This is a genomic window from Aestuariivirga sp. (assembly GCF_020252395.1).
Classification (GTDB): domain Bacteria; phylum Pseudomonadota; class Alphaproteobacteria; order Rhizobiales; family Aestuariivirgaceae; genus Aestuariivirga.
In genome coordinates, this window is sequence record NZ_JADCDB010000012.1 from 1 (window position 1) to 16,500 (window position 16,500).

15 protein-coding genes and 1 pseudogene are annotated in these 16,500 nt (G+C 63.8%); 10 read left to right on the top strand and 6 right to left on the bottom strand.

What is annotated here, in order from left to right:
- Positions 1–142: 142 nt before the first annotated feature.
- On the bottom strand, positions 143–478 hold the full coding sequence (locus IOC82_RS07555) for a hypothetical protein (RefSeq protein ID WP_290545575.1): 336 nt from the start codon (positions 476–478) through the stop codon (positions 143–145).
- Between IOC82_RS07555 and IOC82_RS07560 the strand changes: the two genes are divergently transcribed.
- A complete protein-coding gene (locus IOC82_RS07560; RefSeq protein ID WP_290545576.1) occupies positions 477–1,469 on the top strand; it encodes an RluA family pseudouridine synthase in 993 nt (330 codons plus the stop codon). The two genes, IOC82_RS07555 and IOC82_RS07560, sit on opposite strands and share 2 nt — an antisense overlap.
- 86 nt (positions 1,470–1,555) lie before the next feature.
- On the top strand, positions 1,556–2,461 hold the full coding sequence (gene rpoH / locus IOC82_RS07565; RefSeq protein WP_290545577.1) for an RNA polymerase sigma factor RpoH: 906 nt from the start codon (positions 1,556–1,558) through the stop codon (positions 2,459–2,461).
- Between the two features lie 59 nt (positions 2,462–2,520).
- Here the strand turns inward: rpoH and IOC82_RS07570 are convergent, their stop codons facing one another.
- On the bottom strand, positions 2,521–3,096 hold the full coding sequence (locus tag IOC82_RS07570) for a CAP domain-containing protein (RefSeq protein ID WP_290545578.1): 576 nt from the start codon (positions 3,094–3,096) through the stop codon (positions 2,521–2,523).
- A 256-nt stretch (positions 3,097–3,352) separates the two neighbouring features.
- Here IOC82_RS07570 and IOC82_RS07575 point away from each other — a divergent pair, with 256 nt between their 5' ends.
- A complete protein-coding gene (locus tag IOC82_RS07575; RefSeq protein WP_290545579.1) occupies positions 3,353–4,735 on the top strand; it encodes a bifunctional diguanylate cyclase/phosphodiesterase in 1,383 nt (460 codons plus the stop codon).
- 74 nt (positions 4,736–4,809) lie between these two features.
- Positions 4,810–5,556 (top strand): hypothetical protein, encoded by a 747-nt coding sequence (locus tag IOC82_RS07580; protein WP_290545580.1) that lies wholly within the window; start codon positions 4,810–4,812, stop codon positions 5,554–5,556.
- A gap of 131 nt (positions 5,557–5,687) precedes the next feature.
- On the opposite strand, the gene IOC82_RS07585 is transcribed toward IOC82_RS07580, so the two are convergent.
- Positions 5,688–6,980: an adenylosuccinate synthase gene (locus IOC82_RS07585; protein ID WP_290545581.1), complete on the bottom strand. Its 1,293-nt coding sequence runs from the start codon at positions 6,978–6,980 to the stop codon at positions 5,688–5,690.
- Positions 6,981–7,164: 184 nt separating this feature from the next.
- On the opposite strand from IOC82_RS07585, the gene IOC82_RS07590 reads away from it, so the two are divergent.
- Complete coding sequence (locus IOC82_RS07590) at positions 7,165–8,622, top strand: hypothetical protein (RefSeq protein ID WP_290545582.1); 1,458 nt, start codon at positions 7,165–7,167, stop codon at positions 8,620–8,622.
- A gap of 24 nt (positions 8,623–8,646) precedes the next feature.
- Here the strand turns inward: IOC82_RS07590 and serA are convergent, their stop codons facing one another.
- The 3 genes from serA to IOC82_RS07605 form a co-directional block, all read right to left on the bottom strand.
- Entirely contained in the window at positions 8,647–10,233 is a 1,587-nt protein-coding gene (gene serA, locus IOC82_RS07595; RefSeq protein WP_290545583.1) for a phosphoglycerate dehydrogenase, read from the bottom strand.
- A gap of 40 nt (positions 10,234–10,273) precedes the next feature.
- On the bottom strand, positions 10,274–11,401 hold the full coding sequence (locus IOC82_RS07600; RefSeq protein WP_290545584.1) for a phosphoserine transaminase: 1,128 nt from the start codon (positions 11,399–11,401) through the stop codon (positions 10,274–10,276).
- A gap of 152 nt (positions 11,402–11,553) precedes the next feature.
- Positions 11,554–12,084, bottom strand: a complete 531-nt coding sequence (locus tag IOC82_RS07605; protein ID WP_290545585.1) for an outer membrane beta-barrel protein — start codon at positions 12,082–12,084, stop codon at positions 11,554–11,556.
- A gap of 562 nt (positions 12,085–12,646) precedes the next feature.
- Here IOC82_RS07605 and tolQ point away from each other — a divergent pair.
- The 5 genes and pseudogenes from tolQ to IOC82_RS07630 all read left to right on the top strand — a co-directional run.
- Positions 12,647–13,351 (top strand): protein TolQ, encoded by a 705-nt coding sequence (gene tolQ / locus IOC82_RS07610; RefSeq protein ID WP_290545586.1) that lies wholly within the window; start codon positions 12,647–12,649, stop codon positions 13,349–13,351.
- A gap of 3 nt (positions 13,352–13,354) precedes the next feature.
- Positions 13,355–13,870 (top strand): ExbD/TolR family protein, encoded by a 516-nt coding sequence (locus tag IOC82_RS07615; protein ID WP_290545587.1) that lies wholly within the window; start codon positions 13,355–13,357, stop codon positions 13,868–13,870.
- 2 nt (positions 13,871–13,872) lie between these two features.
- Positions 13,873–14,784: a hypothetical protein gene (locus tag IOC82_RS07620; RefSeq protein WP_290545588.1), complete on the top strand. Its 912-nt coding sequence runs from the start codon at positions 13,873–13,875 to the stop codon at positions 14,782–14,784.
- Between the two features lie 83 nt (positions 14,785–14,867).
- On the top strand, positions 14,868–16,145 hold the full coding sequence (gene tolB, locus IOC82_RS07625) for a Tol-Pal system beta propeller repeat protein TolB (protein ID WP_290545589.1): 1,278 nt from the start codon (positions 14,868–14,870) through the stop codon (positions 16,143–16,145).
- A gap of 112 nt (positions 16,146–16,257) precedes the next feature.
- Positions 16,258–16,500 (top strand): annotated as a pseudogene (locus tag IOC82_RS07630) (peptidoglycan-associated lipoprotein); the annotation flags it as partial.

A 16,500-nucleotide genomic window follows, 5' to 3' on the forward strand; every position in this document is an offset into this window, starting at 1 on the left:
TTAAATCCGCTCAGCCGCAACACCTGTGGAAATGTGGACAAGGCTCCGCCTTGCCCACAGTCCCACAGGAGAACAAAAGACAAGAAGCGGACATTTGATGTGCTACCAAAACCGGACAAGTTAATTAGCTATCGACAGCCCCTCAGGGGCCTGCTTCGATGCGGGAGAGGATGGCGTTTTTCCTGATGTCGACCACGATCACCTCGCGCGCCGTGGTGATAACGAGGCGGTCACCGTCCAGGGTGGCGGAGCGGATGCCGGTGTCCTGCGGCAGGCCGAGCCCGAGCGTCTGAACCGGCGGCACGGGCGGCGGAACGGACCTGGTGTTGGCCTTCCAGATGATGGTGGCGATGAGCGCGAGGAACAGCAGCACCAGAATGACGCCCATGATATAAACCACCCGCAGCATGAGGCGGGCGCCAGCCGGAAGTTCCATTGGCGCGGCATCGCCAGTCTGCAATGGATCGGATTCGCTCATGTCAGTGCCTTCACGACGCCTCGAAACCAGTTCCGCCCCGGCCGGCCGCCTCGACAAGGCGCTGGCCGCCGCCTTTCCGGACGTGAGCCGGGCGCGGTTTCAGGCCCTTATCGCGGATGGAGCGGTCAGTGTCGAGGGCTCGCCGGTGACCGAAGCGCGCCACCGGGTGAAACCGGGGGACATGCTGTCCGTCCTCCTCCCCGCGGCCGCCCCCGCCCTGCCCCAGGCTGAGGACATGGCGCTGCCCATTGTCTTCGAGGACAAGGACCTGATCGTGATCGACAAGCCATCCGGACTGGTGGTCCACCCGGGTGCCGGCAACGAGACCGGCACGCTGGTGAACGCCCTGATCGCCCATTGCGGCGACAGCCTGTCGGGCATCGGCGGGGTGAGGAGGCCGGGCATTGTGCATCGCCTCGACAAGGATACGAGCGGCCTTCTGGTGGTGGCCAAGAACGATCGCGCGCATCACGGGCTGTCGGAGCAGTTCGCCGCGCATGGCCGGGACGGGCGGCTGGAACGGAGCTACCTCGCCATCGTCTGGGGCGTGCCGGAGCGCCGCAAAGGCAGCATCGAAGCGGCAATTGACCGCTCCACCGCCAACCGCCGGAAGATGGCCGTATCGAAGGGCGCCAATGCCCGGGAGGCGGTGACCCATTATGAGGTGCTGGAGGTGCTGGGGCAGCCGCCGGTGGCCAGCCTCGTGCGCTGCGTGCTGGAGACTGGGCGAACCCACCAGATCCGCGTCCATATGGCCCACATCGGACACCCGCTGCTGGGAGATTCTGTCTATGGGTCGGGCTTCCGGACCTCGGCGAGGAAGCTCCCGGACGACGCGGGAGAGGCGCTCAACGCCTTGAATCGGCAAGCCCTTCACGCCACAACCTTGGGATTCGAGCACCCCCGGACGGGCCAGCAGTTGCGCTTCGACAGCCCGGCACCGGAAGATTTTGACAATCTTCTCCAAGCGCTGCGCTTGAACAACACGTAAGCGTGACTATCTGTAACTGCTCCAGTGTCTTATTTTCTGCGTAATTTCCGGATAAGAATAGGTCTCAGACAGGATAGGCTTTGAACATGGCAAAGACCACTTCCCTTCCCGCAATCGCCTCGGGCGAGGCAGGTCTGCAGCGCTATTTGCAGGAAATCCGCAATTTCCCGATGCTGCAGCCGGACGAGGAATTCATGCTCGCCAAGCGCTGGAAGGAACACGGCGACACCCGCGCCGCCGAGAAGCTGATCACCTCGCACCTCCGCCTGGTGGCCAAGATCGCCATGGGCTACCGCGGCTATGGCCTGCCCATCGGAGAAGTCATCTCCGAAGGCAACGTTGGCCTGATGCAGGCAGTGAAGAAGTTCGAGCCGGACAAGGGCTTCCGTCTTGCCACATATGCTATGTGGTGGATCAAGGCCTCGATTCAAGAATTTGTTCTGCGCTCCTGGTCGCTCGTGAAGATGGGCACCACGGCGAACCAGAAGAAGCTGTTCTTCAACCTGCGCAAGGTGAAGAGCCAGATCGAGGCTATGCAGGACGGCGACCTGCGCCCGGACCAGGTGGAATTGATCGCCAAGAAGCTCGGCGTCACCGAAGAGGACGTTATTTCGATGAACCGCCGTCTGGGCGGCGACACCTCGCTGAACGCCACCATCCGCGAGGATGGCGAGGGCGAATGGCAGGACTGGCTGGTTGATGACTCAGACAACCAGGAAGACATGCTCGTCGAGTCGGAAGAGCAGTCGATGCGTCACGGCCTGCTGCAGGATGCGATGGAAAAGCTCACCGACCGCGAGCGCCGCGTCTTCGAGGCGCGCCGCCTGCAGGACGATCCGGCGACGCTCGAAGACCTGAGCCAGGAATTCGGCGTCTCGCGCGAGCGTATCCGCCAGATCGAGGTGCGCGCCTTCGAGAAAGTTCAGAGGGCGGTAAAGAACGCCTCCCAGCGCCTGCTCGCACCCAAGACACTGCCGGCGCCGACGGCGTGAGAACCCGCTCACTTGTAAACGCATCATGGCCGTAGCTCCCCGGCCACGTTCGCTGGAGCTTACTGGAAAATTCCCTTGGCCCGCGGGGCGGCGAAGAAGATCTGCACCGCCCAGATGCCGCCGCCCTTCTCGATCACCCCCGTCGACACGAAGGCGAAACTGCGGTTGACCATGTTCTTGCGATGGGGCGAACTTTCCACCCATTGCTGGAACAGGGCGCGTGTCTTCTCCTCAAGCGATCCCTTTCCGGCCGTTTCGCGCGCCGCATTCTCGCCGAGCGAGGGGTATTTCGTGACATCGCCCGCGAAGGCCGCCATGCGGCCCTGGAAACTCATGCCGGTGGACGAGTTGTGGCCCATGAAATTGTTCAGCATCATGTCAGCGGCATGGGCGCGGGCGGCGTCCGTGAAGGCGGCATCGGCGGCGACCGGCGCCTTGCCCTTCTCCGCGCGATAGGCGTTGAGCAGGCTCACCAGCATCGTCTCGAGGTCAGGCCGGTAATGCGCGCCCTGGGGCGGGTGCGCGGCCAAACCCTCGGCATAGTCGAGATAGGGGCCTGCCAGCGCGGGACCTGCCCCCCAGCCAAGCGCGACAAATCCGAAGCAAAAGAGGCGGCGGGTTCGGTCAGGACGCATCGGATTAGACTCCATAAACCATGTTTTTCAATTTCAAGTTGTTAATCATAGCGCTATACATTCCCTAAGGGCATCGCATACCAGCATCTCCGCCATGCGGGAGTTGGGAATGCGCACAGAATCGGTTCGATTCCGGAAGCCACGTCTTCGTGTCAATGTTCCCCGCCCGGGGTGGGTCATGGCCTCCTCGGCACTGACTGGCTTGTCCGCCGGTTTTGTGACCGCTTCGCAGGGCATTTGGGCAGGAGCAGGGCCGGTGGCGCAGACGGTGTTTGCGGCCGCACTCCTTGCCGCGGGCACGCTGGCTGCCGTCGTCTCGCGGGGGGCCGGGGCGAACAAGCGGCCCGGGGGAATCCTCGGCAGGAAGGCCCTGATGACAGAAGCCTCGCAACACGTAAATGAAAATGCTGAGGCGACCATTATCCTCTGCGAACTCACCGGCCTCGCCTGGACCAGCCGCAGTGAGCAGCCCGAGGCCATTCGGCGCGCTCTCGAGGAAGCCATTACAACTCTCTCCACGCGCCTGCCGGTCGGCGCGCGGGCCGCGCAATGGAGCGAGGAGCGCTTCGCCATTCTGCTGCCCGGGAGCTGCGACGCGATGGCGGCATTGAACCTCGCCCGCGAGGTCTGCGCCAGCCTTGCGAGCGGCCCGGCATTCGCCAGTCTTGCCACGGCGATCACCTGCCATGCTGGCATTGCGCTGGCCCCGGCCGATGGCCAGCGTTTCTGCGCGCTGGTGAACAACGCCGAACTCGCCCTCGCCGAGGCGCGGCGGCAGCAAAGACCCGGCTACGGCTTCTACGCACCCGGCATGTCGGCGGCATCGGAACGGCGAACGGCGCTGCAGCGCGCGATCCGCGAAGCGGTGAGCGGCGATGCGCTGCGCCTCGATTTCCAGCCGGTCTACGCCATGAACGGCGGCGAGCTTACCGGCTTCGAGGCGCTGATCAGGCTCCATGATTCGGAGCTCGGCCCCATTCCGCCTTCGGAATTCATTCCACTTGCGGAAGAGGCCGGTCTCATCGTGGACATCGGAGCATGGGCGATCGAGGAAGCCTGCCGGGTCGCGGCGCAGTGGCCGCCGCATCTTGTCGCCGCCGTCAACCTCTCGCCGGCCCAATTCCACACCGGCACGCTGATCGCCAGTGTGCGCCGCGCGCTGCAGCGCCATGCCCTGCCCGCCTACCGGCTCGAGGTGGAGATCACCGAGGGCACCCTGATGACAGACAGCGAACTGGTGCTGAGCCAGCTGCGCCGCTTGCGCGACATGGGCGTCGGCGTGGCGCTCGACGATTTCGGGACCGGCTATTCCAGCCTCTCCTATCTGTGCAAGTTTCCCTTCTCCAAGCTCAAGATCGACAGAAGCTTCGCGGCGGCGCTCGATCATTCAGCCTCCGCCAAGAACGTGCTGCGCGCCATCGTGAAGCTGGGCCACGGCCTGGGCATGACGGTCACCGCCGAGGGAATCGAGACCCAGCGCCAGCTCTCGCTGCTGCGCGACATCGGCTGCGATCTCGCCCAGGGCTATCTGCTCGGGCGGCCCGCGCCCTTGAGCGGCCTGGCGGCCATCATCATGCGGAACTTCGCGCAGCAGTTGACCCGCAAGCCGCGCGCGGCACGGCGCACGGCGGCTGCCTGAGGCCGCCGCTTTGCCCTTTACCCCGGCCTGACCGGCAGTCTAGTTTACCTCCACACGCAACAAGAACGGGCAGCATGCGCAAGCTTTCACCCACCAAGGCGATTTCCCACGCGCTGAACTCGGTCTGGACCTTCCGGCAGGCCGCGCTGCGTATCGCGCTTCCCTGGCTGCCGGTACTGCTGCTGTGCGGCCTTGCCGACGTCTATTTCGTTCCGCCAGAAACGGCGCCGGGCGAGATTCCGCGTGTCACGCCGGTCCAGATCGCTATCCTGCCAATCGTCTTGGTCGTGACCAGCTCGATGTCGGTGAGCTGGCAGCGCTTCATCCTGCGCGACGAGATCGGCCATGGCCTGCGCCTCGATGGCTATGTCTTGTCCTATGCGCTGTTCGGCTTCCTTCTCATCGTGCTGGTCACGATCCCCGTGACGCTGCTGCTGGCCATCGCGATCGTGGCGCCGCCGGCCGTGTTGCTGGCGCTCCCGGCCATCGTGCTGATCGTCGGCGCCGCCGTGCGGCTCTCGATCAGGTTCCCGGCCATCGCCCTCGGCGAGCGCGCCTTCGGCTTCCGCGATGCCTGGGCCGCCAGCGCGGGCAACATGTGGCAATGCATCGGACTGTTAGTACTGTATCTTGCAATCGTGCTGGGCTGCGTGCTGGCGGCGGCACTCCTGAGCGGCGCGCTCAGCCTGATCGACCGCACGCTGGGACTGTTTCTTGCCGTCCTCGCCGGTTCGCTCCTGCTGCAGCCGTTCTTCGCGATCCTCAATGCCTCGATCCTCACCTCGCTCTATGGCTTCTTCGTCGAAGGCCGCGACTTCTGAAGCTTGACCGAAATCAAGGGCGGCGCCTTGCGAGGGCGCAGACTCTCCCCTCACATGGCCCTTCGCGCGAAGAAAGAGAGGGCCGGGTCATGCCCAGCCATGGTGAGGCGTAAACTTGGAGAAGGTGGCTCTCAATCCTCGAAGGGATCTTTCATCAGGATCGTATCCTCGCGCTCCGGCGAGGTGGACAGCAGCGCCACCGGGCACTCGATTAATTCCTCGAGGTACTTCACATATTTGATCGCCTGGGCCGGCAGCTGCGCCCAGCTGCGCGCGCCTGCGGTGGTGCCCTTCCAGCCCGCGACGCTCTCGTAAATCGGCACGACGCGCTTTTGCGCCTCCTCGGCGGCGGGCAGCCGGTCGAATTTCTTGCCGTCGAGCTCATAGCCGACTCCAACCCTGATCTCCTCGAGCCCGTCGAGAACGTCGAGTTTGGTGAGGGCAATGCCATGGATGCCCGACGTCTTGATGGCCTGGCGCACCAGCACCGAGTCGAACCAGCCGCAGCGCCGCTTGCGGCCCGTCACCGTGCCGAACTCTCGGCCGCGCTGGCCGATGTATTCGCCGATCTCATTCTCCTGCTCTGTGGGGAAAGGACCGGAGCCGACGCGCGTGGTATAGGCTTTGGCGATGCCCAGCACATAGCCGATGGAGGACGGCCCGAGGCCTGAGCCCGCGGCGGCCTGGCCGGCCACCGTGTTGGAGGAGGTCACATAAGGGTAAGTGCCATGGTCGATGTCGAGCAGGATGCCTTGTGCACCTTCGAACAGGATGCGCTTGCCCTCGCGCTTCATGTCGTCGAGCAGCGCCCACACGGCATCCGAAAAGGGCAGGATGCGCGGCGCGATCTCGGCGAGCTGCGCGATCAGGTCTTGTGCCTTCACCTCTGATTCCCCCATGCCGCGGCGCAGCGCATTGTGGTGCACCAGCAGGCGGGCCACCTTGGGGCCGATGGTGGCAAGGTCGGCCAAATCATTCACGCGGATGGCGCGGCGGCCCACCTTGTCTTCATAAGCCGGGCCGATGCCGCGGCCGGTGGTGCCGATCTTGGCCTGGCCCGCGGCAGCCTCGCGCAGCTGGTCGAGCTCGCGGTGAAGCGGCAGGATGAGCGTGGCATTGCCGGCGACGCGCAGGTTCTGGCGCGAGATGTCCACCCCTTGCGACGACAGCTTGTCGATCTCGGCCGCCAACGCCCAGGGGTCGATCACCACGCCATTGCCGATGATCGACAGCTTGCCGGGGCGCACGATGCCGGAGGGGAGCAGCGAGAGCTTGTAGGTGACGCCATCGATGACGAGCGTGTGGCCGGCATTGTGCCCGCCCTGGAAGCGCACCACCACATCGGCCCTTTCGGACAGCCAGTCCACGAGCTTGCCCTTGCCCTCATCGCCCCACTGCGCGCCGACCACCGCCACATTCGCCATTTCAGGCCCCTTTCAGACACAGCAACGGCCCCGCGCGGGTGAGCCGCCGGAACCGTTACGGGATCTTACACCATCGGCAGCGGAAGGCAAACGGGAGAAAAGGAGGAGCAGCAGGCGGATATGCAAAGGTTGACGCCAAGGTAACGCAGTGCCACTTTGTGCGATACGTCGGTCATAGGTGGTCATGATGAGGCTCATTGGGTGTTTCCTTCTTGTTGGCGCTGTCGCGTCCATCACATCGCCGGTACTGGCGGCCGCCAGCCCCGATGTGGCGAAGCAGCTGGAACGCGAATTTGCTGGCTGCCTCGGATCCGAACCGGACTTGGCAAGGGTAACGTCCTTGGGGGATGCCTATGAGGTACATCTGGATGTCGAGCGGGCCATCAAGACTTGGATGACCCGCGCCGGCGTCAGTGCCGAGGTCAAGATGTCGCCACTGATCTGGAAGATGACGCCCAGGGGCAGAGGCAAGTGGACGGTTGAGATGGATCAGCCGGTCTCATTCACACTGCGCAATGGTCCTCTCGCGCTGGAATACTCCATACAGTCCGCCAAGACTTCCGGATCTTACGACGAAACGGAAGGCTACTATAATGACGTAAAGGGGGACTACGCCGGAATCTCCATTTCCGAAATGGTGGGACCGCCCGGTCATACCACGTCCATTCGTTATGCCATCGACACGATGAGTTATCAGGCGGGAGGCACCGGCACCGCCGAGGCAGTCAACACCGCCGGACACTATACGTCCAGCGGCTTCAAGGAGACGCTTGACTTTCCTGCTGCCACAGGGGGCAGCGCAAAGCCCATGACGTTCACCATCTCTTCCCGGTCGGCAACAGCCGACACCGCCGCGCAAGGCATGAACGCCAAGGCGATGAACAAACTGCTGAGGTGGATCGTTGCGCATCCCGGAAGGCGGGAGAGGGAAGCGGATCGCGCGGTCCTGCGACAATTGCTGAGGGATGCTCTTCCTGTTCTTAAAAGCCTGCACTCAACAAGTCTTCTGAGCGACTTGAAGGTCGATGTCGGGGGCAAGGTGTTTGCCGCTGACCGAGCGCGGCTGGACATGGAGATGACCGGGCTGATTGCCGACGCCCGATTCGGCGAACGATTGGAATTCTCAGGTATTCACATGCCGTCAGCCACGGTGCCGGCATGGGCCGATGGCATGGTGCCGACACGTATCATGGTCGATTTCAAGATCACCGGTTTCAACCTTTTGGCGCCTGCCGGGCTCGCGGCGGAGAAGATCGAACCCGGAAAATCACCGCTTGTCCCTGCGTCCATCTCCGCCGCCCTGTGGAATGCGTTTCTTCCTAAGGGCTACGCCACGTTCGAGCTTGCAGCGGCTGATGTGAGCGCGCCGCTTTACCATGCTACTGCGAAGGGAGCACTCGACCTGCGCCGCGCCCAACCTGCATCGGGTGAGGTCACGATTCAAATGGACGGTATGGATGCCGTCAACGGCGCCTTGCTTGATGCTCATGCCGCACAAGCCCTTGCACTCTTCACTGTGGCGAGCGCGGCAGCCGAGGAAGACGAGCAAGGCAAGCTGACCTGGAGGATCGAGAAACCGAGGACAGGTGAACTGCTGGTCAACGACGTGCCACTCCAGAAAATCCTTCGACTCATGCAGTGACTTGCGCGCGGCTCCCTGTCTTGATCAGAAGGCCAGCGGCTTTACCTGCTTCACATGGGGAAGCTTCGCGACTGCCTGCAGCACGGGCGGCGGCGGCGCTTCGTCGATGGAGACCAGGCAGATCGCCTCGCCCCCCTGCGCGCGGCGGCCGAGATTGAAAGTGGCGATGTTCACCCCGGCATTGCCGAGGATCGTTCCCAGCGCGCCGATGAAGCCCGGCTTGTCTTCGTTCGTCACATAGAGCATGTGCGGCCCAAATTCGGCCTCCATGTCGATGCCCTTGATCTGGATGATGCGCGCCTTGCCGTCGGAGAACACCGTGCCCGCCACGGAGCGTTCGAGATGCGCCGTCTTCACCGTGAGGCGGATATAGGTTTCGTAAGCCCCACGCTGCGTCTGCTTCACCTCGTCAACCTGGATGCCGCGCTCGCGCGCAACGACCGGGGCTGACACCATGTTCACCGTGCCGAGCATCGGCTGCAGCACGCCGGAGAGCGCCGCCGAGGTGAGCGCCTTGGTGTTCATCTCGCCCACCTCACCGGCATATTCGATGACGATGCCGGTCACCGGCTCATCGGTGAGCTGCCCCGCAAAGGAGCCGAGCTTTTCGGCCACGCCGATGAAGGGGCGCAGACGCGGCGCCTCGTCCGCCGAAATCGACGGCATGTTGAGCGCATTGGAGACAGCGCCTGAGATTAGGTAATCCGCCATCTGCTCGGCCACCTGCAGCGCCACGTTTTCCTGCGCCTCGCCGGTGGAGGCGCCGAGATGCGGGGTCGCCACCACATTGTCGAGCTCGAACAGCTTGTGGTTCGTCGCAGGCTCCACCTCGAAGACATCGAGTGCAGCGCCCGCCACATGGCCGGACTTCAGCGCATCGTAAAGTGCATCCTCGACGACGAGGCCACCACGCGCGCAATTGATGATGCGCACACCCTTCTTGCACTTGGCGAGAGCCGCGGCATCGATGATATTGCGGGTCTTTTCCGTCAGCGGCGTGTGGAGCGTGATGAAGTCGGCGCGGCGGAAGATCTCGTCGAGCTCCACCTTCTCCACCCCGATCTCGATCGCGCGCTCAGGGCTCAGGAACGGGTCGAAGGCGATGACCTTCATCTTCAGGCCCAGCGCCCGGTCTGCCACGATCGAACCGATATTGCCGCAGCCGATAACGCCCAGCGTCTTGTTGAAGAGCTCCACGCCCATGAAGCGGTTCTTCTCCCACTTTCCCGAATGGGTGGAGGCATTGGCCTCCGGGATCTGCCGGGCCAGCGCCATCATCATGGAAATCGCATGCTCGGCCGTGGTGATGGCATTGCCGAAGGGCGTGTTCATCACCACGATGCCGCGCTGCGTGGCGGCGGGGATGTCGACATTGTCCACGCCGATGCCGGCGCGGCCGATGACCTTCAGCTTCGCCGCAGCGGCGATGATCTTCGGCGTCACCTTGCTGGCGGAGCGGATGGCGAGGCCGTCATAGTCCGGAATGGCAGCGAGCAGCGCATCCTTGTCCTTGCCGAGGTCGGGGAGGTAGTCGACCTCCACGCCACGGTCACGGAAAATCTGCACGGCGGTTTCGGAAAGCTTGTCGGAAACGAGAACGCGGGGAGCCATGAAAGACACTCCTGATGTGAGATGAAAAGAGGAAAGAGGATCAGCCGGCGGCCGCCTCGGCATAGGCCCAGTCGAGCCACGGCATCAGCGCTTCGAGATCGGAGGTCTCGACGGTTGCCCCGCACCAGATGCGCAAGCCCGGCGGCGCTTCGCGATAGGAGCCGATGTCGTAGGCGGCCTTCTCGGCCTCGAGCAGCTTCACCATCTTCTTCGGCACGCTTTCAGCGGCGTTGAGCGTCAGGCACACCGAGGTGTTGGAGCGCGTGGCGGGAACCTTGGCGAGGTTCGCCGCGAAGCCGCGCGAGTCGAGCCACCTCTGCACCACCGCGGCATTTGCATCGGCCCGCGCCATCAGGCCCTTGAGGCCGCCAAGCTTCCGCGCCCATTCCAGCGCCGCGATGTAGTCCTCGACGCAGAGCATGGAGGGCGTGTTGATGGTCTCGCCCTCGAAGATGCCGGCGATCAGCTTGCCCCCGCTGGTGAGGCGGAAGATCTTGGGCAGCGGCCATGCTGGCGCGTAGCTTTCGAGACGCTCCACCGCGCGCGGCCCGAGGAGCAGCACGCCGTGCGCGCCCTCGCCGCCCAGCACCTTCTGCCAGGAGAAGGTGACGACATCGAGCTTGGAATAGTCGAGCGCCTGGGCAAACGCGGCCGAAGTGGCGTCGCAAATGGTCAGGCCCTTGCGGTCCGCCGCGATCCACTCTGCATCGGGCACGCGCACGCCGGATGTGGTGCCGTTCCAGGTGAAGACCACATCATGGTCGAAATTGACGGTCGAGAGGTCGGGAAGCTCGCCATAGCCCGCGGTGATCTTGCGCGCATCTTTCAGCTTCAGCTGCTTCATGACGTCGGAGACCCAGCCTTCGCCGAAGCTCTCCCAGGCCAGCATATCGGCGGGGCGCTGGCCCAGCAGCGACCACATGGCCATTTCGACAGCACCTGTGTCGGAGGCCGGAACGATGCCGATCAAGTGGGTCGCGGGCACTTCCAGCACCTCTTGCGTCAGTTCGATGGCGCGCTTTAGCCGCGCCTTGCCGGCGCTTGAGCGGTGCGAGCGTCCCAGAACATCGGTGTTGAGGAGATGGGCTGTCCAGCCAGGGATCTTGGCGCAGGGGCCGGACGAAAAATTCGCGCATGCCGGGCGCGCCGCCGGTTTCGTGATCGTCATCTTGTGCTCCATCCTTGCAGATGGACCGGCCCTCGGTGGGGAAGGCTAGCCCGCGATCCCTATCGCGCATTTTCCGGCGTTGCGCAAGCGCGTTGCGGAAAGCGGCCCGCGCCGGGGCGCGGGCCGCTGGAAGTTCAGCCGTTATGCGGGGCTCAGAAACTGTAGCGCAGGCCCACAAGGGCTTCGTTGGCGTAGGTGTCCGAGTCGATGATCTGGCGGAAACGATAGCCCACATCGGCGCTGAGATTGTCGGTGAGGTTCACCTCCACACCGGCCATCAGCGCGTAAGTGACGCCGCTGTCGTTGTCGCCATGGTCGCCGGACCAGCCATAGCCGGCACCGGCGCCGACATAGGGCGTGACGATCGAATTGGTCGGGATGTCGAAATAGACGTTGCCGAGCACCGAGCCGAACTCATTGTTGTCGTTGCCCACGCCTGCGTAATCCACGCGGGCGTCGGCGCGCAGGTTGTCGTTGAACTTGTAGCCCGCGCCGCCGCCCATCAGGAAGACGCCTTCGTTGCCGTTCTTCAAGTCGAGCCACGACCAGCCGAGATCGCCGCGGATGTAGAAGTTGGATGCGGTGACGACCGGCTCCGGCGTGTAGTCCGCCGCGAGTGCGGAGGTGCTGGTGACGCCAGCCAGCAGGCCGAGGCCAAGCAGCGCTTTTGTGATGAACTTCATAATCCTTTACTCCCATGCAAACAGAACCGAAGCGATGAGAGAGACGGTAGAAACCATCCGTGACTCAAGCCGGGCATGAATGCGGCGGAAAAAAGTCCGGAGTCCTGTGTTGCACCGAAGCCACATGAGTTTGTGCCATCCTGACGGAGGCGGTTCATGCGGCGCTTACCATACTGCCGCGGCGCGGAACGCGGAGATAAGAGCCCCCGAAAAAGCTGGCACGGGCCTGCTCCTCGCAGCGCATGATGATGAACGATGTCTTGATGTCAGCCGCGATTGTTGGACCCGCAGTCGATGACATTGCCGCCACCCGGACGGCCACCGGAGCTTGCACTGCAACCCTAGAGCTGTTTCGTAACAATCCCTTAACCATAGTCGATTCATGTGGGATGAGGTTTCGCCCCGGGGGGCGACGCGCTGCGCCAGGCTGGGGAGAGCCGCCCCGAATCGCCGCAGTTTCGACAGATTTGGCATGTTTGCACGGGCTATTCTCGGGAGTGGGGCAGTGCAGGACCGCCGGCCGGGCTCAGGCAGGGGCCAGCGGCGGAGTTGGAAGGACAGGATGATAGCTTTTGCAGTGGCGGCGGCGCCGGCGGGCGAACTCTCGCTCTGGCATCTGGTCGTTCAGGCCAGCTGGGTGGTGAAGCTTGTGATGTTCGGCCTCGCGGCCGCATCGGTGTGGAGCTGGGCGATCATCATCGAAAAGTTTTTCGCGGTGCGGAAGATGAACGCGGCGAACAACCGTTTCGAGCAGTATTTCTGGTCCGGCAAGTCGCTGGAGGACCTCTATCTCTCCATGGGCAACCGCAACAATATCGGGCTTGCCGCCATCTTCATGGCGGCGATGCGCGAGTGGAAGCGGAGCCAGGACGCCGCTCTGCGCGCCGGCTTCCAGGGCGTGCAGCGGCGCATCGAGAAGGTGATGGACGTGCAGATCCAGAAGGAGATGCATGATGTCGAAGCCCGCCTGCTGTTCCTCGCCACCACCGGTTCTGCCGGCCCCTTCATCGGCCTGTTCGGCACGGTGTGGGGCATCATGATGTCGTTCCAGGCCATTGCGAATTCGCAGAACACCTCGCTCAACGTGGTGGCGCCGGGCATTGCCGAGGCGCTGTTCGCCACGGCGATCGGCCTCGTTGCCGCCATCCCAGCGACAGTTTTCTACAATATGTACACCGCCGACGCAGGAAAAATCGGCGCCCGGCTGGAGAATTTCGCGGATGAGTTTTCCGCCATCATCTCCCGCCAGCTGGATGAACGGGTGTAAGGGATGGGTGCTTCAGCAGGCGGCGCCAGGGGCGGCTATCAGCGGCGCAACGCAAGGCGGCGCTCGTCCAACGGCGTGATGAGCGAGATCAACGTGACGCCGCTTGTCGACGTTATGCTGGTGCTGCTGATCGTGTTCATGGTGGCAGCCCCCCTGATGACGGTGGGCGTGCCCATCGACCTGCCGAAGACCGACGCGAAGCCGCTCAACAGCCAGGTGGAGCCGCTGTCTGTGTCGATCAAGCCCGATGGCGCGATCTACCTTATGGAACAGCCGATGACGATCGAGGAGCTGACGGCGAAGCTCCAGGCGCTTTATGGCGTCAATCCCGAAAAGGAAATCCGCGTGCGCGGCGACCTTGCCGCCGCCTATGGCCCCATCGCCCAGGTGCTGGGCGCCATCAACAACGCCGGCTTCAAGAAGATCGGCCTCGAAACGCTGCCGGGTGCGGGCGGTGCGGCTCAGCCCGCTGACGGCGCGGCCACCAAGACCGACGCCCCCGCACAGGGCCAGAACTGACGATGAAGGGCAGCCTCGCAGCATCCATCACCTTTCACGCGGCGATCCTCGCCGCGGCGCTGGTGGTGCTGCCGAAGCCCAGGTACGACACGCCGCCGGTGGAAGCGATCAACGTCGACATCTCCACCATCAGCATTGCCGACGCCAACAAGCTGAAGGCGACGGCGCCCGACGCACCCGCCAAGCTGGAGAAGCCCGCGCCGAAGAAGGCCGGGATCGTCAAGAAGACCGACCAGACGCTGAAGATCGCGGACAAGGAAGTGACGGCCGCCAAACAGGCGCAGCCGGAGCCGCCGCCGGAGGCCAAGCCCGTGCCGCCCAAGGAACCGCCGAAGGCTGAGCAGCCGCCGCCGGACACCACTGCGCTGGCCGAAATAACGAAGCAGATCGAAGACACGGCGCCGCAGCCTCCGAAGCCCGCACCGCCGAAGCCCGCTGTAAAGCCCCCAGAGAAGCCCAAGAAGGCCGTGAAGCTCGATACCGCCAAGCTCGAAGCGCTCCTCAACAAGGAGAACGAGGAGAAGACCACCAACGCGTCCGACGCCACGGCCGACGGTCAGCCTTCAAAGGGCGAGAAGAACCTGCAGGGCAAGGACCAGACTCTGTCGGCCACGGCGATCGCGGCCTTCGCGCAGCGAATCCGCGAATGCTGGATCATTCCGCCCGGCGCGCGCGAGGGCAACATCACGGTGAAGGTGCACATCATGCTCAACGAGGACGGCTCGGTGAACGGCCAGCCAGAGATCATGAACGGCCCCGGCGACTATCTGTTCTCGACCACGGCGCAATCGACGCTCACCGCCATACTGCAATGCCAGAATTACGACTTTCTTCCTAAAGACCAATATGACGTCTGGAAGGACCTCGTTCTCAACTTCAACCCCAACATGTTCGCGGACACGGCCACTCAGTGACGCGCGCACGGAACACGACCAGAATGATAGCGACCGATGTCCGCCTCCATAACCTGCGCCGCTTGCTCGCCGCAGTGCTTGTGATGCTCGCCGTGTCCGGCGCCCACGGCTCTGCGGTGGCGCAAACCGAAATCGACATCACCGGGGGCCGCGTCGATCCGCTGCCGATCGCCATCTCGCCCTTCCTCGCCGGCGGCGGAGCGGAGGACTCGGCCGCCACCATCACGGCCGTCATCACCAACGACCTCGGCCGTTCGGGTTATTTCGCGCCGCTTGATCCCGCCACCTTCATCGAGAAGACTGCGAGCTTCGACAAGACGCCGGACTTCGACAGCTGGAAGCAGATCCAGTCCAAGGCGCTTGTCACCGGCCAGGCCTTCAATGACGGCGGCAAGATGCGGGTCGAGTTCCGGCTGTGGGACGTGAACACCGGCCAGCAGCTGGCTGCCCAGCAATTCACCACCAGCCCCAAGAACGACCGCCGCATCGGCCACATGATCGCCGACATCGTTTACAAACAGCTCACCGGCATCGACGGCTATTTCGACACCCGCATCGTGTTCGTCACCGAAGAGGGTCCAAAGGACAAGCGCGTCAAGAAGCTCGCCATCATGGACCAGGACGGCTTCAACATCCGCCCGCTGACCGACGGCAAGGACCTGGTGCTCACCCCGCGCTTCTCGCCCTCGACCAATGAAATCACCTACATGTCCTTTGGCAATGCCGAGCCGCGCGTCTACCTGATGAACATCGACACCAGGCAGCGCGAGATCGTGGGCCAGTTCCCCAACATGAGCTTCGCTCCACGCTTTTCGCCCGATGGCCAGCGGGTGATCATGAGCCTGCAGGACGGCGGCAACGCCAATATCTTCGAACTCGACCTGCGCTCGCGCAACCTGCGCCAGCTGACCAACGAGCCCTCGATCAACACCGCGCCAAGCTACTCGCCGGACGGCAGTCAGATCGCCTTCGAGTCGGACCGCGGCGGCACGCAGCAGATCTATGTGATGAATGCGGACGGCGCCAACCAGAACCGCATCAGCTTCGGCAACGGCCGCTATTCGACGCCGGTGTGGTCGCCCGACGGCCAGTGGATCGCCTTCACCAAGCAAGGCGGTGGCAAGTTCGCCATCGGCGTGATGAAGCCCGACGGTTCGGGCGAACGCATCCTGACCGAGGGCTTTCACAACGAGGGGCCGACCTGGGCGCCCAATAGCCGGGTGCTGATGTTCTTCCGCGACACCCAGGGCGAAAGCGGCGGCCCGCAGCTCTGGTCGGTGGACATCACCGGCTACAATGAACAGCGCCTGCCGGTCGACGGCTTCGGCTCCGATCCGGCCTGGTCGCCGAAGCTGAACTGAATCGGTGCGATGAAGACTTGAACGGGGGCTGGGGGGCCTCGAAGAGCGGCGGCTTTCCGCGGGGGATGCGGAGGGCAGCCTGATGACCACGGTAAAACGGGAAGTGAAGACAATGAACAGACGTGACAGCTTGAAGATGGCCGCCGGCCTCGCCGCGCTCATGGCGCTCGCCGCCTGCGCCAAGAAGAAGACCGACCTCAACGCCAACACCGGTCCCGGCTCCGTCGCGGCGCCCGGTTCCGAGCAGGACTTCACCACCAATGTCGGCGACCGCGTGTTCTTCGCCGAGGACCAGTCGACGCTGTCTCCGGAAGCCCAGGAGACGCTGCGCCGCCAGGCCGCATGGCTGCAGAAA